This is a genomic window from Microcoleus sp. bin48.metabat.b7b8b9.023 (assembly GCF_013299185.1).
In the GTDB taxonomy this organism is placed as follows: domain Bacteria; phylum Cyanobacteriota; class Cyanobacteriia; order Cyanobacteriales; family Microcoleaceae; genus Microcoleus.
Window position 1 is genome coordinate 21,006 of sequence record NZ_JAAFKG010000002.1, and the last position, 25,852, is coordinate 46,857.

At 47.1% G+C, this 25,852-nt stretch carries 17 protein-coding genes and 1 CRISPR repeat array; of the genes, 8 read left to right on the forward strand and 9 right to left on the reverse strand.

All coding sequences use genetic code 11. From position 1 onward, the window contains the following. The first annotated feature begins 21 nt into the window (after nucleotides 1-21). The 6 genes from cas7d to cas2 all read left to right on the forward strand — a co-directional run bounded on the left by cas7d (nucleotide 22) and on the right by cas2 (nucleotide 5,057). Nucleotides 22-1,077: a type I-D CRISPR-associated protein Cas7/Csc2 gene (gene cas7d / locus QZW82_RS01415; RefSeq protein ID WP_293143398.1), complete on the forward strand. Its 1,056-nt coding sequence runs from the start codon at nucleotides 22-24 to the stop codon at nucleotides 1,075-1,077. Nucleotides 1,078-1,082: 5 nt separating this feature from the next. Then, on the forward strand, nucleotides 1,083-1,790 hold the full coding sequence (gene cas5d / locus QZW82_RS01420; RefSeq protein ID WP_293143401.1) for a type I-D CRISPR-associated protein Cas5/Csc1: 708 nt from the start codon (nucleotides 1,083-1,085) through the stop codon (nucleotides 1,788-1,790). A gap of 159 nt (nucleotides 1,791-1,949) precedes the next feature. Then, a complete protein-coding gene (gene cas6 / locus QZW82_RS01425) occupies nucleotides 1,950-2,789 on the forward strand; it encodes a CRISPR-associated endoribonuclease Cas6 (RefSeq protein ID WP_293143404.1) in 840 nt (279 codons plus the stop codon). A gap of 367 nt (nucleotides 2,790-3,156) precedes the next feature. Continuing rightward, a complete protein-coding gene (gene cas4, locus QZW82_RS01430; protein ID WP_293143407.1) occupies nucleotides 3,157-3,750 on the forward strand; it encodes a CRISPR-associated protein Cas4 in 594 nt (197 codons plus the stop codon). Nucleotides 3,751-3,777: 27 nt separating this feature from the next. Then, nucleotides 3,778-4,779 carry a type I-D CRISPR-associated endonuclease Cas1d gene (gene cas1d, locus QZW82_RS01435; protein WP_293143410.1) on the forward strand — a complete coding sequence of 334 codons (1,002 nt, stop codon included), beginning with the start codon at nucleotides 3,778-3,780 and terminating at the stop codon, nucleotides 4,777-4,779. A gap of 2 nt (nucleotides 4,780-4,781) precedes the next feature. Next, nucleotides 4,782-5,057: a CRISPR-associated endonuclease Cas2 gene (gene cas2 / locus QZW82_RS01440; RefSeq protein WP_293143413.1), complete on the forward strand. Its 276-nt coding sequence runs from the start codon at nucleotides 4,782-4,784 to the stop codon at nucleotides 5,055-5,057. Between the two features lie 253 nt (nucleotides 5,058-5,310). Continuing rightward, nucleotides 5,311-10,229: a CRISPR direct-repeat array (repeat unit 37 nt; unit sequence GCCGCAATCAAACTAAACCCCTACTAGGGATTGAAAC). A gap of 308 nt (nucleotides 10,230-10,537) precedes the next feature. Here cas2 and QZW82_RS01445 read toward each other — a convergent pair. Further along, on the reverse strand, nucleotides 10,538-12,862 hold the full coding sequence (locus QZW82_RS01445; RefSeq protein WP_293143416.1) for an IMS domain-containing protein: 2,325 nt from the start codon (nucleotides 12,860-12,862) through the stop codon (nucleotides 10,538-10,540). A gap of 422 nt (nucleotides 12,863-13,284) precedes the next feature. On the opposite strand from QZW82_RS01445, the gene pdhA reads away from it, so the two are divergent. Further along, nucleotides 13,285-14,313, forward strand: coding sequence for a pyruvate dehydrogenase (acetyl-transferring) E1 component subunit alpha (pdhA, locus tag QZW82_RS01450; protein ID WP_293143419.1), 1,029 nt, complete (start codon nucleotides 13,285-13,287; stop codon nucleotides 14,311-14,313). Nucleotides 14,314-14,534: 221 nt separating this feature from the next. Continuing rightward, a complete protein-coding gene (locus QZW82_RS01455) occupies nucleotides 14,535-14,981 on the forward strand; it encodes a clan AA aspartic protease (protein WP_293143422.1) in 447 nt (148 codons plus the stop codon). A gap of 133 nt (nucleotides 14,982-15,114) precedes the next feature. Here QZW82_RS01455 and QZW82_RS01460 read toward each other — a convergent pair whose 3' ends face one another. The 8 genes from QZW82_RS01460 to QZW82_RS01495 form a co-directional block, all read right to left on the reverse strand. Continuing rightward, entirely contained in the window at nucleotides 15,115-16,212 is a 1,098-nt protein-coding gene (locus QZW82_RS01460) for a M24 family metallopeptidase (protein ID WP_293143425.1), read from the reverse strand. 201 nt (nucleotides 16,213-16,413) lie between these two features. Continuing rightward, nucleotides 16,414-17,499 carry a galactose-1-phosphate uridylyltransferase gene (gene galT, locus QZW82_RS01465; protein WP_293143427.1) on the reverse strand — a complete coding sequence of 362 codons (1,086 nt, stop codon included), beginning with the start codon at nucleotides 17,497-17,499 and terminating at the stop codon, nucleotides 16,414-16,416. Nucleotides 17,500-17,674: 175 nt separating this feature from the next. Continuing rightward, on the reverse strand, nucleotides 17,675-17,863 hold the full coding sequence (locus QZW82_RS01470; protein ID WP_293143430.1) for a hypothetical protein: 189 nt from the start codon (nucleotides 17,861-17,863) through the stop codon (nucleotides 17,675-17,677). Nucleotides 17,864-18,494: 631 nt separating this feature from the next. Then, nucleotides 18,495-19,613 (reverse strand): beta-glucosidase, encoded by a 1,119-nt coding sequence (locus QZW82_RS01475; RefSeq protein WP_293143433.1) that lies wholly within the window; start codon nucleotides 19,611-19,613, stop codon nucleotides 18,495-18,497. Between the two features lie 194 nt (nucleotides 19,614-19,807). Beyond that, nucleotides 19,808-21,688 (reverse strand): glycoside hydrolase family 2 TIM barrel-domain containing protein, encoded by a 1,881-nt coding sequence (locus QZW82_RS01480; protein WP_293143436.1) that lies wholly within the window; start codon nucleotides 21,686-21,688, stop codon nucleotides 19,808-19,810. Nucleotides 21,689-22,509: 821 nt separating this feature from the next. Further along, complete coding sequence (locus tag QZW82_RS01485; protein WP_293143439.1) at nucleotides 22,510-22,866, reverse strand: STAS domain-containing protein; 357 nt, start codon at nucleotides 22,864-22,866, stop codon at nucleotides 22,510-22,512. Between the two features lie 233 nt (nucleotides 22,867-23,099). Beyond that, on the reverse strand, nucleotides 23,100-24,341 hold the full coding sequence (gene glf / locus QZW82_RS01490) for a UDP-galactopyranose mutase (RefSeq protein WP_293143442.1): 1,242 nt from the start codon (nucleotides 24,339-24,341) through the stop codon (nucleotides 23,100-23,102). Nucleotides 24,342-24,454: 113 nt separating this feature from the next. Then, nucleotides 24,455-25,756, reverse strand: a complete 1,302-nt coding sequence (locus QZW82_RS01495; RefSeq protein ID WP_293143445.1) for a glycosyltransferase family 1 protein — start codon at nucleotides 25,754-25,756, stop codon at nucleotides 24,455-24,457. Nucleotides 25,757-25,852 lie beyond the last annotated feature (96 nt).

Genomic DNA, 25,852 nt, shown 5'->3' on the forward strand with positions numbered 1-25,852 from the left:
CGCTTTTGTTTGACAAGCTACATGACAACTACAAAACTCACATTTTTACATAGGACACCAATTATGCCTTTCTTGAAAACAGTTGACTCTAAATTTTTCCACGCTAACATCCCCTACAAACCAATGGGTAAATATGTACACTTCCTGACTGTGCGGGTGACGGAATCTTATCCCCTATTTCAGACAGATGGAGAACTGAATAAAGCGCGGGTGAGGTCAGGAATTCAAGACCAAAAACCAATCAGCCGCTTGACAATGTTTAAGCGCAAGCAATCTACACCAGAACGTTTAGTCGGTCGCGAGTTGCTGCGTAACTACGGTTTTATGACCGCTGAAGAGTGCGAATACAATGTCAAGTTTGCCATGAATAACCCTGATTGCATTATCTACGGATTTGCGATCGGTGACTCTGGTTCAGAAAAATCAAAAGTAGTAGTTGATACAGCATTTTCAATTACCGCTTTTGATGAATCTCACGAGAGTTTTACTCTCAATGCTCCCTTTGAGAATGGCACAATGGCATCCAAAGGTGAACCAGGTTCAAAAGTGGGCGAAGTTACCAGTCGTATCAATCAGCAAGACCACATCAAACCCCAGATTTTCTTTCCTAGCATTGTCACCCTCAAAGACCCTACAGAAGCTAGTTTTTTGTATGTTTTTAACAACATCCTCAGAACGCGGCATTATGGCGCTCAAACCACCCGTACAGGTCGAGTCAGAAATGAGTTAATTGGTGTGGTATTTGCCGACGGCGAAATTACCAGTAACCTGCGCTGGACGCAAGCAATTTACGACAAATTGCAGCTTGACGATAAGCTGAATTCCAACAATCCTCTCAATGAAGATGATGTGGTTATGGCTGCTAGTGCTGCTATTCAAACATTAATGTCTGAGGAATTTATCGTGCATGAAGACTTGATTGGGGATAAGTTTACGCCATTAGTGACAGAGGTGAAAGCGATTATTGGCAATGAAGATGAACTCAAAAAGATGTTGAAAAAAGCTGATGATGAAGCTAAAGCTTACGCGAAGAAGCATATCAAGGGTAAAGCAGGATCTACAGCAGCAGCGGAGTAAATATCATGGCCTTTATTTACCGCTATCAAATTGAGTTGCATGATAGCCTTTATTTTGCAACTCGCGAGATAGGGAGACTTTACGAAACTGAGCCGGTAATTCACAATTACGCGCTTTGTTACGCCCTCGGTTTGGTGGATAGCGCCATCTATGCCACCACCGTTGCTGAAGAACATTCCTATCGCTATTTCTGTCCCGAACAAATCCCTAAATATGAGCAGCATTTAACGGCGCTCAACCAACAGGGGATTTACGTTACTCCGGCGCGATCGATCTTTCACTCATCCACTCTCAATACTTGGAAATACGCCAACAACAACTATCACGTTGAGATGGAGAAAACCCAGAAAAATATCCCAAGTTTTGGTAGAACCAAGGAAATTGCGCCGGAAAGCAAATTTGAGTTTTTCATTATCTCAGAAAAGGCTTTAAAACTGGCAAAATGGATTCGTTTGGGAAAGTGGATGAGTAAAGCAGCAGTCGAAATTGTAGAACAGAAAGAAGTAGGGCGATCGCAATCTGCAACAGACATAATCTTTCCCTATCTACTCAATCCTTTAGATGTGATGTTTTCCCATCAAGTGATTAGCTACGATGTCGTTAATATGCCGCCAGTTAGCCTCATCCAAAATATCAAAATGAGAGGGCGATATTACGAGTTTGACAAACTCAAAATTCCCGGTTTTATGGAATACCGCTTTCGCGCTAACTAACTATTAGGTTCGTAGTGAGGACTTTAGTCCTGCTGAGGACTGAAGTCCGAACGATCAAACCTGCTAACAAACTCTTAGGTTCGTAGTAAGGACTTTAGTCCTGCTGAGGACTGAAGTCCTCACTACGAACCTATCGCACATTAATTTTACTATCCAATCATGCCGCACAGCCTCATCCTCAACATCCTTCCCCTGGCCCCAATTCCCCCCGGATACCTGACGGGAAGACACCTGCACGCCCTCTTCCTCACCCTCGCGAGCTCCGTTGACAAACAACTCGGCGATCGCCTCCACGATGCAGCAGCAGACAAAGCTTTCACCCTCAGTCCTTTGCAAACTAAAAAATGCCCTTTCAAAAAACACCATTCCTTGCAATGGGAACACGCAGAATCGATTCCCGAATATACTCCCTGTTGGTGGCGAATTAGTCTGCTTGATGACTCTTTATTCGGCAAATTAACTCACCTTTGGCTGAACATCAATCCCTCCAAGCCGTGGCATTTGGGGCCGGCTGATTTGTCGATCGCCAATATCTTCGGTACGCCTCAACCCGATCGCCCTTGGGTTAATGCTTGTACTTATGCTCAACTCTACGAACAAGCCTCGGAAACAAACCGCTTAATTGCCTTCAGTTTTGCGACTCCGACTACTTTTCGACAGGGCAAGTTCGATTCGGTGATTCCGACTAGGGAATGCGTTTTTAACAGTCTTCTCAGTCGCTGGAATAAGTACAGCGGGATTGAGATTCCTGAGCTTTCATTAGATGCACTTTTTTCGACATTTGTCAATATCAAAAGCGAAAGAGTGACTAATTATGAAATCAATTTTGTTGGGATGGTTGGGGAGGTTAGTTATCGGATTTTGGGAGATGTGGAGCCTTTGGTTATCAAGCAAATTAATGCTTTGGCGGATTTTGCACTTTACTGCGGGGTGGGGAGGAAAACTCCGATGGGGATGGGTATGACTCGGCGGATTGCTGTTAATAAGAGTTTAACGTAAAACTCATAGATTCGACCCGGCGGTTAGAAACCGCGGCTATACAAACAAAACCCGCCTCCGCGGGTTGAAGATTTCACCGATGATTCCTTATCGATTCTACCCGGCGGTTAGAAACCGCGGCTACACACACAAAACCTGCCTCCGCAGGTTGAAGATTTCACCCGATGATTTCTCATCGATTCCCCGGCGGTTGAAACCGCGTGTACACACACAAAACCTGCCTCCGCGGGTTGAAGATTTCACCGATGATTTCTCATCTCCAAATACCCTCTTCGTCCGCGGAGGCGGACATCGTTTGTGTAGCCGCGATTTCCAATCGCCGGGGGCCTAATTTCAAATTACCAATCTTCTACAAACCATCAAAATTATGAACGATTTTGATTACATTTCGATCGCACTTCTGAACCAATACTCTTACTGTCCCCACCGCTGCTGGCGGATGTCTTGCGCGGGAGAGTTCACCGACAACCAGTATACCATCGAAGGGACGAGTTTGCACGATCGCGTTCACACGATGGGCGAAATCAACCGCGATGAAACTTGGCAGGTGCGGGCGATTTGGCTGAAGTCTGAAAAGTATATGCTGATTGGGAAATCCGACTTGATTGAATCAACCGATGGTGAGTTGTATCCCGTCGAGTACAAGCGCGGGCGCAAGGGCGAATGGGATAACGACGAGTTGCAGGTTTGCGCGCAAGCTTTGTGTTTGGAGGAGATGACTGGGAAAAGGATTGCGGCTGGATACGTGTATTACGCGCAGTCGCACCAGCGGCAATTGGTGGAGATTTCTGAGGAGTTGAGACGGGAGGCGATCGCAACTATTGACGCTATCCAAATTTTACTGCAAACCGGCAAAATGCCTCCCGCTAATTACAGCAAGCGCTGTCAGGGTTGCAGCCTTTATCAGCAATGCTTGCCGCAAGCTGCTGAGAAAGTCCGGCGCTATCAAGAAGCAAGTTAATCCAAACTACAAATTTAGGAGTTTGTCATGGGAACACTTTACATCAATCAAGAAGATGCTTTTATCGGAAAAACTGACGAACGGCTGTATGTCAAAAGCAAAGATAAAAAATTGCAGGATATACCTTTGATTCATCTAGAGGCTGTGGTGATTTTGGGACGGGCGACAATTTCTCCCGCGGCGCTGACAGAACTTCTCCAACACAAAATTTCTTTGACTTTTATCTCGGAAAAAGGAGAATATTTGGGAAAACTCGAACCGGAATTAACGAAAAATATCTTTGTCCGCAGCGCCCAGTGGAAAGCAGCGGGCGAAACTCCTCAGGCAATTCATGTTGTTAGGGGTTTTATTCGAGGTAAGTTGAAAAATTACCGCTACGGTTTGTACAAAACTCAGGGGAATCATCCTGAACTTAAACTGGAACCAGCAATGACTCAAATTGCTAATGCGATCGCAAAACTCGATCGCGCTGACAATATCAATTCTTTGCGTGGCTTAGAAGGTGCCGGAAGTGCGGCTTATTTTGGGGTTTTCAATCAGCTAATTCGGGCTGAAGGTTTTGTCTTCAAACCCCGACACCGCCCCGCGACCGATCCGGTTAATTCCTTGATGAATTTTGGTTATACTCTGTTGCGCCGTGATGTGGAAAGTGCGATTAATATTGTCGGTTTTGACCCTTATTTGGGATACCTGCACGTTCAGCGGTATGGGCGCGTGGGGCTGGCTTTCGATTTGATGGAGGAATTTCGATCGGCTGTTGTGGATAGCACTATTTTGAATGCGATCAACAATCGGAAACTTACGCCTAACGATTTTACTGTGGAACCGATCAGCAATGTTATGCGATTGTCGGAAACTGGACGGCGGGAATTTCTGACGCTTTACGAAAAGAAGAAGCAATCTGAGTTCACGCATCCGGTTTTGAGGAAAAAGTGCAATTATCGCGAGGCTTTTGAGATTCAAGCACGATTGTTGGCGAAATATTTGATGGGCGAAATCGACCAATATCCACCTTTAGTTTTGAAATAATCATGCACATTCTGATTTCTTACGATATCCCGGAAGACAAGCGCCGGACGAAAATTCACAAAATGCTCAAGTCTTACGGGCAGTGGATGCAGTACAGTGTGTTTGAGTGTACGGATTTGACGGAAACGCAGTATGCTAAGTTGCGATCGCGCTTGGCTAAAGTGATTAAACCCGAGCAAGACAGCATTCTGTTTTTTCCGCTGTGCGCTTGCTGTCAGGGGAAAATTGAGCGGATTGGTGGGATAGTGCCGATCGATAGAACTATATTTTTTGCGTGAGATTTCGCTAGGCACTAGGTGTAAAAATGAGGGTGTCAAATTTTTGGGCTATAATGTAGATGCTGCAAGGGTTTGACGCCCACTCTCTCCAAAAGAGGTTAGCGAAATGGCTACAATCCATAGGTGGTAAGGATTTTAAGGGAAAATGAATCAGCGGGGGTTGACAGGTCGAAGCCTGAAATGGTACTTTTGGATGAGGTTAGCGAAACTGAACCTTGAAAACCAAATACAGCAACGGTTTCAAACACCGGCGGCCGCAATCAAACTAAACCCCTACTAGGGATTGAAACTTTACTACTCCTAAACCACAAGCATTGACAACTACTGTGCCGCAATCAAACTAAACCCCTACTAGGGATTGAAACAAATTAGTCAAAGATGACAGGGGCTTGATATCGCGCCGCAATCAAACTAAACCCCTACTAGGGATTGAAACCTGGCAAGAGATTCAAAACGTTCAAAAGTGAAACAGATTCCACGCCGCAATCAAACTAAACCCCTACTAGGGATTGAAACCCCCAGACTTGCAGGTTTGCTGCTGACCGGGCGATCGTCCGCCGCAATCAAACTAAACCCCTACTAGGGATTGAAACTTTTCCTGAGGATCCATTTAAGCTTAAGTGGCTTGAGCCGCAATCAAACTAAACCCCTACTAGGGATTGAAACATCTCATCAATTGTTTGTCTGAGTTCATTCAAAGCCGCAATCAAACTAAACCCCTACTAGGGATTGAAACTCAACCCCATCAACAGTTACCTCAGATAAAATTCGGCCGCAATCAAACTAAACCCCTACTAGGGATTGAAACTACAAGGAGGAGAGCGGACGAGGACTTAGCCCAGAGCCGCAATCAAACTAAACCCCTACTAGGGATTGAAACACAACAACAGGTGTCTGTAAATCGCAGACCTATTCGCCGCAATCAAACTAAACCCCTACTAGGGATTGAAACAAATCGTTAACTCTAGTTTTGGAAGTTCCATCAAAGGCCGCAATCAAACTAAACCCCTACTAGGGATTGAAACGCTGCGAGAGAATTTTGACTGGACTCCTTGGCTCAAAGGGCCGCAATCAAACTAAACCCCTACTAGGGATTGAAACCGCACATTGTTGATCTTCTGGGCGATCGCCTATGCCGCAATCAAACTAAACCCCTACTAGGGATTGAAACTGTTCAATTTTCCATTTTTCATTGTTTTTAATTACCAATGCCGCAATCAAACTAAACCCCTACTAGGGATTGAAACCTTAGAGAGTGGGCACAGATGCGATCGCAACTGGAGAAAATTAAGCCGCAATCAAACTAAACCCCTACTAGGGATTGAAACCTCGATCGGCGTGCCGCACAGCGAGCTACCGCACTCGTTGGCCGCAATCAAACTAAACCCCTACTAGGGATTGAAACTTGTTTAAAGTTTTTGGTCAGAGAGATTTAAGTAATGCCGCAATCAAACTAAACCCCTACTAGGGATTGAAACTTTTCTAGTTGACTTTTTTTGAGAGTGCGTATAAAAGCCGCAATCAAACTAAACCCCTACTAGGGATTGAAACTTGGTAGGTAGCCGATTTAAAATCAATCTCACTTTTAGCCGCAATCAAACTAAACCCCTACTAGGGATTGAAACGAAACAGGTTGGTTCGACGCCAATTAGCAGGGCTCCTGGGCCGCAATCAAACTAAACCCCTACTAGGGATTGAAACTTTTCTTCTTCTGGCAAGGGTCGCCGCCCCCCGCCGCAATCAAACTAAACCCCTACTAGGGATTGAAACATCGCCGCCAGAGATACCACAATCGTTGAGCGGAACGCACAAAAGCCGCAATCAAACTAAACCCCTACTAGGGATTGAAACATTTCGGTTTCGAGCTCAGCGATTTCCTGGTAGCAATCGCGCCGCAATCAAACTAAACCCCTACTAGGGATTGAAACCTAATGCACGATCACGCACTGTTAGCGTAATGTTTGTGCCGCAATCAAACTAAACCCCTACTAGGGATTGAAACCTGCCTCAACAGAAGTTCCATTCCACCTCCAAAGTGCCGCAATCAAACTAAACCCCTACTAGGGATTGAAACTTCACAACAATCCCTCAAGAAAGTCACAAACTGAGCGCCGCAATCAAACTAAACCCCTACTAGGGATTGAAACAAAAGCGGGCTAGTTAGGTTATTTTTAATTCTTTGTGCCGCAATCAAACTAAACCCCTACTAGGGATTGAAACGCAACAGTCGATCGACCAGCGCCCACTACCGAAATGGGGCCGCAATCAAACTAAACCCCTACTAGGGATTGAAACTCTCCACCAACTAGAATCCTTGCTGCACCAGGAATCCACCACGCCGCAATCAAACTAAACCCCTACTAGGGATTGAAACACGCCAACTGATATCAAGAAATGGGCGAATAAAATTAGCCGCAATCAAACTAAACCCCTACTAGGGATTGAAACTTTTCTATCGACTCAAGCAACGCTTGACTGTCGGCCGCAATCAAACTAAACCCCTACTAGGGATTGAAACCTAGCACATTTCCGTCGCTTAAATCGTCGTTATGGTGCCGCAATCAAACTAAACCCCTACTAGGGATTGAAACACCGCATTTAAACCCGATCCGAATGCCAAAATTCAAGCCGCAATCAAACTAAACCCCTACTAGGGATTGAAACTTGAAAGATTTGCTCCCAAGAAGAGTGGTGAAACGGCCGCAATCAAACTAAACCCCTACTAGGGATTGAAACTTGAAGTTTCATGGTTTTGTGTTGTGAATTACTTGCAAAAGCCGCAATCAAACTAAACCCCTACTAGGGATTGAAACGATTTTGACATCCCCAAATGGAATGTTCCCGATCGCGCCGCAATCAAACTAAACCCCTACTAGGGATTGAAACCTAATTTCTTGAAGCTTCTGTGTGTGTCTGGCGAGCCGCAATCAAACTAAACCCCTACTAGGGATTGAAACTGAGCATCATGGTCGATAGTGTCGCCATACTTGTTTAAGCCGCAATCAAACTAAACCCCTACTAGGGATTGAAACCTGAATTTGAGCCACTAACTAGCCCAAAAAGATACGCCGCAATCAAACTAAACCCCTACTAGGGATTGAAACCGTAAACGTCAAAAAACGATCGCTCCTCCATATTGAGCCGCAATCAAACTAAACCCCTACTAGGGATTGAAACGAAAAGCAGCGATCGCCCCTAGCGATGCCACAAAAAGCCGCAATCAAACTAAACCCCTACTAGGGATTGAAACGGCAGCCGTTTCCTGTTGGGCGGCCGTGGCCTTATCAAGCCGCAATCAAACTAAACCCCTACTAGGGATTGAAACTAGACAACCAGCGCGCGCTAATAGAAGAAGTAAATGGTGAGCCGCAATCAAACTAAACCCCTACTAGGGATTGAAACGTGTCCACATTTGTCTCGAATACATAAATGAGTCCGTTACCGCCGCAATCAAACTAAACCCCTACTAGGGATTGAAACTTTGTGAATTCCGCGATCGCATTCATGAGAAAGTCCAGCCGCAATCAAACTAAACCCCTACTAGGGATTGAAACAATCCATAAATAGCAGAATGCTCAGAAGCTTCCTGGGGCCGCAATCAAACTAAACCCCTACTAGGGATTGAAACTTTGTGAATTCCGCGATCGCATTCATGAGAAAGTCCAGCCGCAATCAAACTAAACCCCTACTAGGGATTGAAACTAAGTATTCCATGTTGTTAATTGGTTTGGTGTTGCTGGGCCGCAATCAAACTAAACCCCTACTAGGGATTGAAACTTGGCCTTGCACCCGGCGCAGAACCGCTCGCATTGGCCGCAATCAAACTAAACCCCTACTAGGGATTGAAACTTTTGACATTCTTGTCAAACAAGGTAGTCTCTAAAGCCGCAATCAAACTAAACCCCTACTAGGGATTGAAACCACCATTAGGCTCGCTGTCATTAGCTTCATCTTCGCCGCAATCAAACTAAACCCCTACTAGGGATTGAAACCTTACTCTCCCTATTGAAAGAACGTAGCGGGTTGCGCCGCAATCAAACTAAACCCCTACTAGGGATTGAAACAGATTTCTTTAGTGCGCTAAAACTTTCTTCGGCCAGCCGCAATCAAACTAAACCCCTACTAGGGATTGAAACGGCCGCATCCTAGTACCTGAAACTGAGGTGGAAAAGCCGCAATCAAACTAAACCCCTACTAGGGATTGAAACAAAACCGATTTATCGCGAAATGCGACTGTTTCAAGCCGCAATCAAACTAAACCCCTACTAGGGATTGAAACCGTAAATATGCCCGTAGAGATGGACATCCCGGAGCCGCCGCAATCAAACTAAACCCCTACTAGGGATTGAAACAGCTTTTCGGAAAAATGATAGATCTGCCCAAAAGCGCCGCAATCAAACTAAACCCCTACTAGGGATTGAAACTTTGATCGGGGCATTTTATTCGGGATTCTGTGCTGGATGCCGCAATCAAACTAAACCCCTACTAGGGATTGAAACACCCATCGAGGACGCTGCCCGTATCCCTCGATGCCGCAATCAAACTAAACCCCTACTAGGGATTGAAACGAAAAAAACGCGGGGCGCTACTCCCGCTGACGCGCTATTTAATGCCGCAATCAAACTAAACCCCTACTAGGGATTGAAACCTTCTCTTAAAGGCTTTGGCTTTCGAGACATAAGCCGCAATCAAACTAAACCCCTACTAGGGATTGAAACTACTTAGCAAATCGCGCAGACTACATTGTCTCCGCCGCAATCAAACTAAACCCCTACTAGGGATTGAAACGCGCTGTAGTGTTTGACCCGCGACATTCCCAGCATTGTAGGAATCATCTACGCCGCAATCAAACTAAACCCCTACTAGGGATTGAAACCCAAGCATGGCTTGACGACTCGCATAGAACTGGTAACGCCGCAATCAAACTAAACCCCTACTAGGGATTGAAACGCGAAAGCTAAGATTGCTAATTCGATCCATTCAGGCCGCAATTAAACTAAACCCCTACTAGGGATTGAAACTGACCTTGCCGTTGATGTCTGCGATCGACAAAAGCGCCGCAATTAAACTAAACCCCTACTAGGGATTGAAACTGATATGCTGGAGATAGCCAGAGGCTCAATTGGGGGCTTTGAGCCGCAATTCAACTAAACCCCTACTAGGGATTAAAATCTCAACCTTTATTGGCTACCCCATAGGAATCATAAATAAAACGATCGCCTTCAACAATTATCTCCAATTCACAACTCCGGCTTTAAGAATTAATATTTTCAATATATATAGGAATTGGTAATTGGCAATTAGTGGGAGTATCTCAATCAGTGCTTTTGTCGTGCCAGCCTCGCCGATCGCAAATCTTGTATGTATAGCGAGCGAAGACGCTCGCACTACTCACAAAAAAATGCTTTTCACATTCATTGAGATCCTCGGGTAACTAGCAACCACAAATTACCCACTACCAATTACCCATTACCAATTCCTTACTTCATCACCTGCCAATCCATAATCCGCCACTGTCCGTCTTGGCGGATTAAGTCGTAGCGGATTCGCAGGTTTTCGTCGCGGGAAGTAACTAGCTGATCGCGATCGAAGGTTTCGGCTTTTTCGCTGACTTGGGCTTCTACTTCGGCGCGATCGGGATTAGTCGGATTTGTCTTAACTCCTTTGACTTCTAGCTTGTGCACGTAACGCTGGTGGGCGTTGTTTTTCTGTTGGGCATCTGCCATCAATTGCCAGCGAGACAAAGCCGGTTCTGTGAGAACTTTCTGTAATTCTTCGACAGCATGATTGGGGCCCAAGGCCGCTGCTTTCGCTGACAGCCAGTCTTGAACTATTTGTTTGGCCCCTTCTTCCGTCATTGCTCCCGACACAGGCGCGGGGGCCGGGGCACCAGGCTCTGGGGCCGGGGCTAGTGCGGGGATTTCTATGGGCGGTGCATCGAGGCTGACGCGGGCTTGTTCTCCTTCGAGAGATGGGCCTGAGAGGGCTTGCAAGGCACTCAAAAACAGACTGAGTATTAACCACAGAATTAACAGGCTCAGGACGGCTGCGACGACAAGCAGAGCCAGTTTATTTGGTGGCAGGGACTTGACTTGGGCGGAAATTTGGGTTCCTAGGGTGCGCGCCCGATCGGCAAAAGAACCTGTTAATCCCTGCCCGATCGCTCCGCTGCGCCGGCTCGAACTCGGGTTCCTGCGCGGTTTTGAGGTCGAGGCGGCAGGCCGTCCCGCCGTAGCTGTCGGGAGAGAGACCGCCGCCGCCCCCGCCCCGATTCCTGCCGCCGTTGCCTGATATTTCGGCGCTGAAGCTGCGCTGGAGCTGTCAGTCGGTACGGGGGTCAAGGTGAGACTACTGGCTGCCTGTTTGGCTGCCGGAGGCAGAGGAGGTGCAGGCGGGCGATCGCCCGGTGGTTGCAGTTTCCCCTGAGGTTTGCCCGATCTCGGTTGCACGACGACCCATTCGTTGGCAGTTTCGGCATCCGATGGCAAAGCTTCTAGGTAAGCTTGGACTTTCGGATCGGCAAAATAATCTTTCAAAGAGACTGACTGGTTTGCCAAGTCGCGGAAGTGAGGAAACACTTCTTCTTGCAGCCAGTGTTCGGCGTACAAGCAGAGTCCCGGCAACAAATCGGGAGAATCTTGGGAATGTTCGCGAATGAAAGCGAGGGGTTCTTTTTCCGAACTGAGTTCGAGAGATCTGCTGGCTTCTTCTGTCTGGCCCAGCAGCAGCGAACACACGGCTTTTTCGAGGTGAACGTCTTGGCGGCGGCCGAGCTGCATCAGCATCAGCTTGGCGCGGCGGATCATCGAAGGCTGTCTGGCGGCAAATCCTTGGGCTAACAGGGTGTAGACCGAGAGGTAAGTGGCCACTGCGGAGGGGCGGCCGGCTTCAGCTTCAAATAGGGTCTGCTGCTCGCTACTGGTTAGGTGTTTGCGGAGTTGCTGGACGAAGCGGAGGAAGTCTTCTATTCCTAAACCCGATCGATCGTCCCCCGAGCCATCGATGCCACCCCGTTCCTCCAGCATTTCTCGCAGGATTTGCAGTCCCTGGCGGCGCTCGGAGACTTTTTCTTCGGGGAGCGATAGTAATTCTAAAATGTTGTACGGACGGAGTTTGTATATATCGGTTTGCATTTCACCCCTCACGCTTGGAAATAAGCTTTCGCGCAGCAGCAGTTCTTGACCTGCGTCTAGTGATTTTGCCGCATTTTGGTATTGACCTTGCTGCCACTGTTCGCGGCCGAGTTCTAGGCAGGCCAGGGCTACGGTTAAAACGATATCGGGCCGCACGAGCTGCGGGTCGCCGAAGCGGCCTTCGTCGATCGCGATGCTGCCATTGTTGAGATACGGGCGCCCCAGCTTCTGTACGAGTTCGTATTCCCCCAGTTCTTGCAGTACGAGCAGGGCTCCTACGAATTGGTTGTCATCGATTTCAATACTTGGAGTGTGGGGGTCAGGAGCAGCGTCTAAAGCCTTAGACTCTGCCGCAACGGTTTCTCCTGCGTCTTGCAGGACTGTGGCCGGCCCAGTAGAGGTTTTCGACCTCTGCTTGGCCGCCATGGCTGCTTCCGACTCTCGATCGTAAGTTTTGGCTAAAAAACTGACATCATAAGCTTTGCGCCCGTCTGAGTCTGACAGAACGGCGCAGGCTTCATCGATCAGTTGTTTGCGGGCGACGATCGCAACTTCGGAATACTCCCGGCGTGGAAGCTGTAAAGTTCGATCGCGGTGAGCCTGCTGCAACTGTTCGGCAGTAGCTTGAATCGGTAGACCCAAAATACGGTAGTAATCTAGTGGAATAAGCACAGTCCACTTCCCCAAAGCGCTAGCAACTGAATTAGCCTATCTTAGGTGATGCTCTCACATCAAATCTCAAAAATCTGATTTTGATGTGAGCTTCTGAGTCCTGTCAAGGATATCGAGAACTTCCTTCAAGGTACTCCGACTGTTTCCCTCTACGGCGTTTTAGAGTGAGGTTCGCATCCTGCCCCACTTTGAACAAGACCGATCTTAAGTTTTAGACACAACCACAGCCGGTCGATGTGGCAGTTGGCTCTCCCAATTTTGGCAAATTTCCCATACTAAGCTTATTTTAACAATGCTTGTAACTGCTACTGGTAAAACTGTCCCACTATTTTCTGCTGCGGTTCTGTCCACTCTCGGTTTACATTGATTGGAGTATGGCAAGATGCCACCTGTCTAGTTCGCCGATCGGGTATTAATTTTTTATGGAACGGACTTTACCAGTTTTTGACGCACAAAGCGTAACTATTTCTCGGGATGAGGGCTTAATGCTCTACGAGGATATGGTTTTGGGGCGCTACTTTGAAGACAAGTGCGCTGAAATGTACTACCGGGGCAAAATGTTTGGTTTTGTCCACTTGTACAACGGGCAGGAAGCAGTCTCGACTGGCGTAATTCGATCGATGCGTCGGGATAGTACGGATTACGTCAGCAGCACCTACCGCGATCACGTTCACGCTTTGAGCGCGGGCGTACCGGCGCGGGAAGTAATGGCGGAGTTGTTCGGGAAGGAAACTGGTTGCTCGAAGGGCCGCGGCGGTTCGATGCATATGTTTTCAGCCGAACACCGGCTCTTGGGAGGCTATGCTTTTGTGGCTGAGGGGATTCCTGTAGCTACGGGGGCGGCTTTTCAATCGAAGTACCGGCGCGAAGCTTTGGGGGATGAAAGTTCCGATGGCGTGACTGCTTGTTTCTTTGGCGATGGTGCTGCGAATAACGGGCAGTTTTTCGAGTGTTTGAACATGGCTGCTTTGTGGAAATTGCCGATTCTTTATGTTATCGAAAACAACAAATGGGCGATCGGCATGGCCCACGAGCGAGCTACTTCTGACCCGCTGATTTACAAGAAGGCTCATGCTTTTGGCATGGCCGGTTTTGAGGTTGACGGGATGGATGTTTTGGCGGTGCGGGAAGTCGCGAAGGAAGCTGTAGCGCGGGCGCGGGCCGGCGAAGGGCCGACTGTGATCGAGGCTTTGACTTATCGTTTTCGCGGCCATTCCTTGGCAGATCCTGATGAATTGCGATCGAAGGAAGAGAAGGAATATTGGTTCCCCCGCGATCCGATTAAGAAGTTGGCTGCTGATTTGATCGATCGCACTTTGGCCACTGCTGAGGAATTAAAGGCGATCGACAAAAAGATCGAAGCTGTAATTGATGATGCAGTAGAGTTTGCGGAGAAAAGCCCCGAGCCAGATCCGAGCGAATTGTATCGGTATATCTATGCTGAAGATTAGTAATTTTTAGAGATATAGTCGATCGAGCTCTCATATGAGGTACGTTGTTGGGCTTTAGCCCTCTGAGTAGAGTGGTTATATAAGCTGTCAGTTATACCTCATCTTTTTGAGAAAGGCTATATTTGGGGTGCGGTTGCAGCCACAGGTTCTAACTTGTGGCTGCACGAATTTAAAGCTAAAATTAAAGGTAGACTTTGGAGACGAAAAAAGAGGCAATTTTTATGATAAATTGCGATCGAATTCAGATTAATAAAAATAAGGTTGCAGTTCGAGTCAAAGTCAAGCTTACGAATGCAATTGATGAAGGCTTGGTTAATCGAGGATTGCTCAAACCGAATCTTGTGCGCGTTGCCGAAGCAGAAGCAGTGATAAATACTGGTGCAGTACGCACAGCAATTCCTGTAGAAGTTTGCGAACACCTCGGCTTAAGAATTCGGAGTCAGGAAATAGCAAAGTATGCTGATGGCAGACAAGAAACAGTGGGATTGAGTGGGCCTGTGATTATTGAAATGGAAGGGCGCGAGACGATCGAGGCGGCAATGGTTTTAGGGGATATCGTGCTAATCGGTCAAACCGTGTTAGAAACTTTAGATTTGCTAGTAGATTGCAAGAATCAGCGTCTAGTTCCCAATCCCGAAAATCCCGAAAGGCCTGTATTGAGAGTTTAAAAAAAACATTCCGGGCGGGTTTACAGATATAGAAACATTCTCGGTTTTTACAACCGATTAATTGCTGCAATCATTGCGCGAATTGCATTTATCTTCTTACTTCTTACTTCTTCCTTCTTCCTTCTTCCTTCAGCTATATTTCCAGTGGCAACGGGCGCAACCTTCCCTCTACTTCTACACTCGGCCAATTGCGATCGAAAGTCAAATTTTCCAAAGTTCCATCGCTACCAATTACAAACGTATCCTCAATTTTTGCTCCCGACAAACTCGGATTCCAAGCCACAACCATATTTTCTGATAAAACATCTGAAGTAGCCGGATTCGCCACCACTTCTCGCGCCAAATATCCAGTAGTTCCGCCTTGATGGTGTTCCCGAATTGCTTGAGGATATCCGTGCTTTTCGTAAGCTGTTTTCAGCGCATAATAAACAGCATTCAGCGATACTCCTGGCAGGCAAAAATTCAGCGCGGCGGCTTCAATTTCTCTGACTGTTTGGTGCAATTCATCATCCTTTGGTTCCAGGAAATCGAAACAGACAAACCTGGTTAAATTCGCATACAAACCGTTGCCTCTAGCGCAAAATACTAGCATTGCTTGCTTCCCGATTTGTTCGGCGGTAGCGGTGGCGTGGCGGTACAGCGGCAAACGCCTTTCTCCAGCAACTAACGTCAGGGCTGGATGCAAACCTCTCGCCCACAAAGCTTCTGCACCGGCACCCGCTAGCTGATATTCTGTCCATTCAGGTTTAGCGGCAGAAAGTACCTCTGTCATCGCTTCGCTGGCTAAACGCCCGACTCGCCGGTAGCGCTCTAATTCGCTTGACATCATTGTCTGTTTGCGGGATTTTAAGGATGGGACGATCGCCCTTTCTTCCGCATTTGGTCGATCGCACATCACGTTACCGCCACCAGCGATCTCTCTGACAAAACTCTCGCGCTGTGCAACATCCGCCCAAGGATAGATGTGCATTTGAAAGTTGTTGGGAATTTCTTCGTCTTGCAAGCGCTGGGCTTCGATTTCATCTGTCAGTACAAAAGCGTTTTCGGCGGTAATTAATATTTCTGCAACTCCAGTTTCTGCGGTTAGCAATACTGTGTTGGAAGCGCCCGCAGTTGCCCAAGCAAACCAGTCCGTCCCGCGCAAGCGCAGGGAACTCGATCCGGTTTCTGTTAAGGTTTGGCGGATAAATTCGAGTTTGCGATCGACTTCTGGGTTTAATGAGTTTATCATAAAGGTTAGTAGTGAGGACTTCAGTCCTTCCTAAAGGTTCGTAGTGAGGACTTCAGTCCTTCCTAAAAGGTTCGTAGTGAGGACTTCAGTCCTTCCTAAAAGGTTCGTAGTGAGGACTTCAGTCCTCTCTAAAAGGTTCGTAGTGAGGACTTCAGTCCTCTCTGAAGAAAGGACTAAAGTCCTTACTACGAACCTGTTTTATTAAAATAGATTTACGGCTACGGCTTGCAATTCTTTGGCTTTTTCTTCGGGTAATGCGTCGTTGGCAAACATTCCGGCGGCGAGTTCGGTTCCTGCTAGATATTTTAGCCGATCGCTCGATCGATAGGGCGGATAAAATTGAGCGTGCAAATGCGCTTCGGGATGCGGTTTCCCGTCTGTCGGGCCTTGAAACCAAGCCATCAAATAAGGAAACGGGCGGTGCCACAAACCGTCGTATTTGAGGGTGACTGTTTTTAAGGCTTTAGCGAGGGATTGACGTTGTTTTTCGGTAAGATCGATGAATGTGGCAGCAGGAGTTACGGGCGCAATCCACACTTCGTAGGGGTAGCGGGCGCAAGCGGGCACAAAGGCGATCGCCTCTTCATCCAAATAAAGAATTCGCTGTTTGTCAGCAATCTCTTTTTGAATCAAATCTTGCAGCAAACCGGAACTGTTTTTTTGATAGTAAACCGACTGACATTCTAACATCCGCGCGGGCACCGGAGGCACGAACGGATAAGCGTAAATTTGACCGTGGGGATGGTGCAAAGTCACTCCAACTTCGACGCCGCGATTTTCAAAAGGCAAGACATATTGAATTTCGGGATTGCTGCCGATAACAGAAGTGCGATCTGCCCATACTTCTAACAACAATTCCAAATGATTTAACTCCAAAGAACCGAGGGAAGCCTGCGGATCTTGAGTGAAAACAACGACTTCGCAAATGCCCTTAGCTGGCAGAGTTTCGACAATATTTGGAGGTGCGTTTTTTGCCTGCAAAGTCATCGATGGAAAGCGGTTGTCAAACACTGCCACATCGTAATCTCCCGGCGGCAATTCAGTCGGAAATTTGGGATTAATTGTCGCAGCCAGCGGGTTGTATTCCGGCGGCGGCATGAATGTTCTTCCCTGACGGTGGCTGGCATATGCTACCCATTCCCCGCGCAAAGGATGCCAGCGAAAGTGCGGGTTTGCTTGTACGGGTTCATTGCTGGGACTTACGGCCGCGATACCTTCTGGGATTGGGTAGCGGCTGTAGAGTGTCAGTGGGCGGCCGTCGGGTTTTCGCAATGTTTGGGAGTGCATTTTTGTCGGGCGGGCGATCGCTTTTAATAGATGTTAGGAGTATAACTTCGTGCTGTGAGAATCCGCCCCTACCTAAAGTCGCAAATTATCTTAAAACCCACATTCTTCACCCCCAACTGGCACATACACCGATCGAGCGGATCGAAGTCGATAGTTTGAAATAAAAACAGACACATCAAGAAACACTATTTAGTTGCCATCCTAAATGCTTAGCAATATCTTCGGCATTAATATAACCTTCTTTTACTGCACTACCAAGAATTTCATTAACAAAAATATGCATTGTATCTAAAAGCTGCGATAAATCCAAAGTGCAGGAATTATATTCCCCTGTCCCAAGAATTGTAAATTCACAATCTGCCAAATTTTTATTAAGGATTGGTGCGATTTTTAATAGAAAATCGTTAAAAGTTATACTCGCTTTCCTTCCAGCAGATAGTTCTAAAATCTGCCAGCACCATTGTTCCTCAAAAGCATCAAGAATGTCATGATATAAATGTAGTTCTATCTTTTTGCCAGCTAATTGTATGATAACATAACGATTGTGTTCAAAAAAAAACGTTTTAAATTCATTTCAAACTCAGAATATTCATCTAATTCGTCTTCGGGAGGGTTATAGAAATTATCTTTTATGTTCCCTTGGATTTGAAAGCTAATTCGATCGATGTTGTTCATGCTTGCTAGTAGCTTGTAGGGTGCGTCAGTCTTGAATTTTTTACGAAAACTTTGAGTTTTCTCAACTGACGCACCCTACTAATTGGGCCAGTTGCGTAAGTTCAGGCTGGTAAATAATCGGCGTGTTTTGCTGGCAATTGCGATCGCCCTTCTCTCCCCCTCGAAAATAGAAGAGCGATCGCCCCTTTATATCTAATCCCAAATCCGGCTTAAATACCCCCTCAATCTCTTAGTCCGCGAAGGCGGACTTCGTTTGTATAGAAGCGATTTCAATCGCCGATTGAAATCGCCTATTTTTAAATCGCCGATCGCCCAGATTGTCAATCCTGCAACTTCATCAACGGTTCAATCTGCTGCCTTTGAAACTGCAATTCATCCGCCAAAGGCTGGTAAATTTCCCGATCGCCCTTTTCATCGCAATAATCCCACAGACCATTGTAGCAGTGCCTGTCATCATCCCAACCCGGATGGTTGACGATCGGATACAAGCAGATTCCCTCGATCGGAACTCCTGCTTTCAGCGCCGCCGCTACCTCAGTGCACACATAATTAAACCAGACAGGTCTAAAATCGTCTTCAGTGCCCGTTTCTGCGATGAATAAGGGGCGGCCGTAGCGATCGAACACTTCTCGCAGCATTTCGCGAAACGGGCGGTACAGCGGATCGGTGTATTTCATCGGTTCTTCATTGTGAATCCACTGATTGCGATCGTAATAATTCACCCCAATAATATCGAGATACTTTTCCTGGCCGCCGAGTTCGGGGCGAAAGCGTCCCGCCAACATATCCCAAGCTTGATATTGAGATAAACGATAACCTTCCGCCGCGTCTTTATCCTCCGGTTTGTCGGGGTCGGCAATAATGTTAATTACCGGGTCGATTTGCACGATGCGCGTGCTGGGATTGACTTCCCAAACTGATTCTATCGCTGCGATCGCTGCTTTGATCAACTGAATTTTCAGTTCGTCTCCCCGCCCTTTTGCAAACGGATTGATATAAGCAACATCGCCGCCAGCCCAAGCAATAAATGAAATTTCATTGACAGGTGTCACGAAAGGTGTTTGGTCTGTTTCCTCAGTCAGCACTTCCATAAAAGCGCGCACCATATCTGCAAATCTGGTCACGAATTCAGGACTGAAAATATCAATATCTTCGGGCCAGCCGTAGTGAAACAAATCCCAAATTACCTGCATTTTGGTGTCGCGGGCGGCGCGGATAATTGGTAGGGAACTGGAAAAATCGTATTTTCCGGGAGTCTGTTCTATCAAATGCCAGCGGAGGCCTTCGCGGACTGTGTAAATGCCCTGTTCTTGCAAGCGTTGGTAGTCGGCTGCTGCAAATTTATCGTGGCCGGTGGCGGCTGTGACATCGAGGCGTTTTCCCGATCGCAATTTGTGGGTGGAACATTCAAAACCGCCCATGAAAAAACTTTGAAACATCAATCGAATGGGTAATGGGGCATTAAGGTTTGTAGTAAGGACTTTAGTCCTTAAATATCTGTAAGAAAGGACTAAAGTCCTTACTACAAACGGAATTTTTGTAAGCAGTCTATCAGGTTTGTAGTAAGGACTTTAGTCCTTAATCTAAGAAAGGACTGAAGTCCTTACTACAAACCTGATTGCCCGATGCCCATTTAGCACTGAGTTGCAGTTTGCTGTGCACTTTCTTCCGGAATATCCCAGCCGAGAGTTGCCGCCGCGATCGCCTCTATGGGAAATTTAGGAGTGCGATCGGCATACAGCAAACCGTTAGCTTCTTGGAAAGTATCGGTCAACTGTGTATAGCAAAATCCGCTGAACATTTCCACTTGGTTTACCACTTTCAGCAGCGCGCTGTAGCGGTGTCGCAATTCAGAGGTGTCGGAGGCGCGCACGTAGCCCCAAACCCTCTGAAAATCTGGGTTTTCGCGGCCGGCGCAGGCGATGCCGCCGAACTCTGTCAGCATCACGGGCTGTCCTTGGTGGGGGTGTCCGTCGAGGGTGAGGACTCGCCCGCCGGGACGCCCGCGATCGAACAAATCGACTAGCTGGACTTCGGGCCCGTAGCGCTTGGCTACAGTTTGCGGGTTGTTGTCGTAGTCGTGAATGGCGAGGATGTCGGTATCTGTGCTTTCCCAGCCGTCGTTACCGATGACGGGGCGAGTCGGATCGAGGGTTTTGGTCAAAAAATATAGGGCTTGTACGTAGTTGCGGTGGGCGGGCGCTTCGACTAAATTGGGAACTCCCCAAGATTCGTTGAAGGGCACCCAGACTACGATACAGGGATGGCTGGAGTCGCGATCGATCGCTTCCGTCCACTCCCGCGTCAACCTGTCAACGGCCTTGGGAGTGAAGCGGTAGGCGCTGGGCATTTCTTCCCAAACTAACAGCCCCAGCACGTCGGCCCAGTACAAAAAGCGCGGATCTTCGATTTTCTGGTGTTTGCGGACGCCGTTGAAACCCATTGCTTTGACTAATTCGACATCGCGGCGCAAGGCTTCGTCCGAAGGCGCCGTCATCAGGGTATCGGGCCAGTAACCTTGGTCGAGCACCAGTCTCAGGTAGTAGGGGCGGCCGTTCAGAATGAAGCGATCGCGCTGAATGCTGACAGTCCGCATGGCGGTATAAGATTTTACCTCGTCGAGCAATTTGCCGTCCGCCCACAACTCCACTTGAGCGTTAATTAATGTCGGTTTTTCGGGACTCCACAGCAGTTCGTTGCGGTAGTCGTCGATACCAGGGTCTGAGAGGGCGATGCGCCGGTGGATTTCGCTGTTGATGACTTCGTAGGTGTCGTTGACTAGCAGTAAGCAGCCGATCGACAGTTTAACCTTAATTTGAATCCCAGATTGGCGATCGCCCGCCACAAACGCCTCAAAACCGATTTCCCAGCGTTCAAACTGCGGAGTCCAGCGGATGCGATCGATATAAGTATGAGGCACCAATTCTACCCACACCGTCTGCCAAATGCCAGTTGTGCGCGGATACCAAATGCTGTGCGGTTCAACTTGCCAATCTTGCTTCCCCCGCGGTTTTGCCAAATCTTGCGGGTCGTCCTGGGCCCAGACGGTAATTCGCTGCGGCCCCGCGGGGTTTAAAACTGCTGTAATGTCTGCCGTGAAAGGAGTGTGCCCGCCTTCGTGTTCGATGACAAACTGACCGTTTACCCAGACGCGGGCGCGGTAGTCTACGGCGCCGAAGTGGAGGAGAACTCTGCTTTCTGTGTGGGGCACGTCAAATTCGCGATCGTACCAACAGTTAGCGTGAAAATTTGTGTCGCCGATCCCGCTTTTGATTGATTCTGGAGCAAACGGCACTTCTATAGTGTGACTCCAGTCCGTAATGTCGATCGGCTGCACGCAGCGTCCCGCGTCATCATAAGCAAACCTCCACTTACCGTTCAGACAAATCCAGTTGCTGCGGCGCAATTGGGGGCGCGGATAACCTGTTTTCCGCCCTTGAACAGTCACCTTATTGTCTAGAGTGGAAGACTCTTCTATATCACAATTTTCTAGTTCTCTACCTAACCAACTCATCGGCACATCTACCCGAAGTTATATGTATAGGTTAGCGACTATTCCCGCGACTTTGACAAGTTTTTTGCAATCTAATTTATCCCTCAATAATTAAAAATTTTCACTTCAAACAGCCTGAACTTTAAATCAAACAAACTGAACCTTAAGCGAACAAATTATTAAGTCGTAGGGTGCGGATCCGTTAAAAATCCCTAAAAAAAATCGACTTTTCGAGTAGCGACGCACCTGATTTCTTGAATAGTTCGTACCAAAAAATCCCACAATTATAGCCTCGATCAAAAAGATAAGGTATAGCCTTTCTCAAAAAGATGAGGTATGTTGTTGGGCTTCAGCCCTCTTTGAATTTGTTGTATAGCAAGATATGCACCTAACAACTCCAGGCGTTGCTTAATCATGGTATGAAAAAAATAAGTTTAAAATCCAAAACCTTTGTGGATACTGGTTTCTATGACAGACCTATTTAGCCTTTCATACCGTAAATCAGCAACGCCCAACTCCATTTACAGTCATACCTCATCTATCTGAGAAAGGCTATATGCCTGTTTTTCAAGTAATCAATTTAAAAGAAAATCGGCAATTATAAAAAAGCTTCAGGTTTAAAAGCCCAGAAGCCCCTCACCAATTACCAATTATCATAAGCGTGCCTCATCTATAGCGGTTCTCACAAAGATTAGCGGACGTTGTTGGGAAGAGAGCCCTCTTGATTTAAGCGGTTATGTAAGCTGTCAGCCATACCTCATCTTTTTGAGAAAGGCTATATCTGAAAAATGCCATAGGGATTGTCTGGCTTCGATGTACCCTAGAAATACTCCCACTCTCTCCTAGTTAGCAACACTTTGCAAACCTTCTAAAGGTTCAGTTAGGTCACCTGTGAAAGGAACTTCTTCCGGAGGTGGCAAACACTGAAATATCTGTTCTAGTCCCGTGAGTTCAAATAGCATTCTAACTTGTTCGCTCATGGCAGATATCAAAAGTATACATCCGCTGTCTCTAACTAATTTCATAATCGCCACTACAGCCATTAATTCCGAATTTTTAAGGAAAATGATATTTGAGAAATCGAGCATCAGAATTTTGCCACCCCTTTCAATTAGGCGCTCTATTTCTTTCTGAAACTGAGGAAATTGAGAACCTTCCAAAACCTGATGAGACAAAACAGTTTTAACGATAGTGCTCATGTTCACCTTAACCCTTGTTTGAATTGTTTAATAACTTTTGAGAAAAGCAGAGTAAAGTGCGGAGCGCGCACCTTACATTTTTACCAGAAAAAAATTAGTTGAAAGCCCCAAGCCCGATCGCAAGAAATTAAAATCAGACGATTCATTACCCCAATCCTCGGACTTAAGGGTAGAGTTCGCTCTCAAACTGTCAACTGTCAACTGTCAACTGTCAACTGTCAACTGTTGAAGACTCATTTGGGACTGTTATACTTGCTAGCAGATTTGCCATTGCCGTTGACCGCAGCAACTTCTAGAGAAGCAGCGGCTGGGAGTTCAGCAACTGGGTTCGACGAACTCAAATTAGAGGCAGCATCGTTAAGATTTGCCGCCAATTCAATCACCGGATTTGTCGTAATTTGAGTATAAGTTGTCAAAGCTTGAGCGACAACTTGATCCATGTTGTAATACCTGTAAGTCGCCAGCCTTCCCACAAAAGAAACTCCGGGAGTCGCATCAGCCAAAGCCTTATATTTCTTGTAAATTTCCGCATTTTCCGGACGCGGAACCGGGTAGTAAGGGTCTCCCTCAGCTTGGGGATATTCGTAGACAATGCTCGTTTTTGAATGCTCTTGTCCGGTGAGGTATTTAAACTCCGTGCAGCGAGTATATAAATGCTCGTTCGGGTAATTTACCACCGGTGCAGCTTGGTGTACGGGTACGTTCAGCGTCTCGTGCTTGAATTCCAAGGAACGGTAAGGCAGTTTTCCATAGCAATAATTGAAATAGGAATCCACCGGCCCGGTGTAAATCATTTCCCCGTAAGGAATAAAACCCTCAATCTCGCGGTAGTCGGTATTCAGCATCACCTTGATGTTTGGGTGAGACAGCATCTTTTCAAACATCCGAGTGTAGCCGTGGAGTGGCATTGCTTGATAGGTATCGGTAAAATACCTGTCGTCCCGGTTAGTGCGGGTGGGCACGCGCGCAATCACTGATTTGTCGAGTTCCGACGGATCCATTCCCCACTGTTTGCGAGTGTAGTTGCGGAAGAATTTCTCGTAAAGTTCGCGGCCGACTTTGCTGACAACAACATCTTCGGAAGTGCGAATGTAATCCTTTGGTTCCGCTACCTTCGCGAAAAAATCTTCAACTTCAAATGATGTCAGATTCAGTCCGTAAAGTTTGTTGACGGTGTTGAGATTTATCGGAATTGGCAGCAGTTGACCGTCAACACTGGCAAGGACGCGGTGTTCGTAAGGCCGCCACTCGGTGAACTGCGAAAGGTACTCGAAAACTTGGCGCGAATTGGTGTGAAAAATGTGGGGGCCGTATTTGTGTACGAGGATGCCGTGATTGTCGTAATGGTCGTATGCGTTGCCGCCTATGTGGTTGCGGGTATCAATTATCAAGACTGTTTTTCCCGCCTGAGTTGCTAGTCTTTCGGCAATAACGCTACCTGCAAATCCGGCTCCGACAATTAAATAGTCAAACATTAAAACACCTCTGGTAATGGGGAATGGTTATTAGTTATTAGTTATTAGTTATTAGTTATTAGTTATTAGTTATTAGTTATTGGTAGCAACTCCAAACTACCAACTATCAACTGTCAACTGCCAACTGCCAACTGCCAACTGCCAACTGACTTCTTACTTTCGATCGCACTTTCGATCAACCCCAGCATTTCGCTCCAGGTATTGTCCCAAGAATTGTCTGCTAAAAAGGCGTCAACTTCGCTCACCCACTTGGCCCGAGCTTCCGAAGTTTCGCCCATGATTTCTTCAGCAGCAGCAACGAATTCTGCAACATTGCTCGCAATCCGAACCAAGCCGTTATCTCCGTAGGGGCGCACCACGTCGCGGATCGGAGTAGAAATCACCGGTTTGCCGGCAGCGAGGTATTCGGGAGTTTTCGTCGGACTAATAAATTTAGTCGATTCGTTAATCGCAAAAGGCAGCATTGCTATATCCCATCCGCCCAGATACGCTGGCAGTTCTTGATAAGATTTGCCGCCGAGATAGTGTATGTTTGGGTGAGTTGGGAGAGTAGCCGGGTCGATTTTCACCACCGGGCCAATTATGACTAGATGCCAGTCCGGCTTCGCTTCGGCAATGCCGCGCAGCAGTTCGATATCCATGCGTTCGTCTATAACCCCAAAAAATCCCAAACGCGGGTGAGGAATATCTTTTTGATCGGTCGGTTCTTCTGAAAGATTTCTCGCTATAGCAAAATGTTCTTTTTCGATGCTGCTGGGGAAAGCATGAATGTTTGGATGCTGCTGCTGTTTTGCTTCGTAGAGGCTGTGCCCGCCTGTAAATACGACGTTTGCCCGCTTTAATAATTGGATTTCATTTGCTTTTAAATCCGGGTGCGCGCCGTGAAATGCTGACAGTTCATCCATGCAGTCGTAGACTACAGCTAGCGGCTTTAAGTGGTTTGTGAAACTGACAGCCATTGGTGTGTAATACCAGAGGATGTACTGGCTAATTTCGGCTGCTTGAAACAAATCATCAAGCATGGCTTGCTGAGCAGTTTGTGCAGTTTCTTCGCTGATTCCTTCGCTCAGGTGCGGTACTATTATCCAGACTCCGGTTTCGTGAATGCTGACATCAAGCCGCCAATCTGTAGCCGAGCTAAAAACAGGTTCTTCTACAAAAAATACGCGGCGATTTTTGGCACAGCGGCCCAAGAGATGTTGCGGGCGCTGATAGACGAAATTCCACCGCAAATGAGACAGGCAAACTAAATCCGGTGCATCTAAAGCAGCAGGTTTTGATAAGTTAGCGCGCAATGCGGGTGAGGGTGCGAATTGAGAGGGAGATTTTGCGGGATCTATCGAGGTAAATCGGATCTCCCATGCTCGACCTTTATTGCTATAATTTTTGTTTGCTGAGTTTTCTGGGGGGGACATAATTAGCCTCTGGAATTTGTCAATGAAAATTTGTTAATGAAAATTGGTTAGTGAAAATTTGTCAATAAAATATCCTTCTCAGCAGTGTCTTACTGA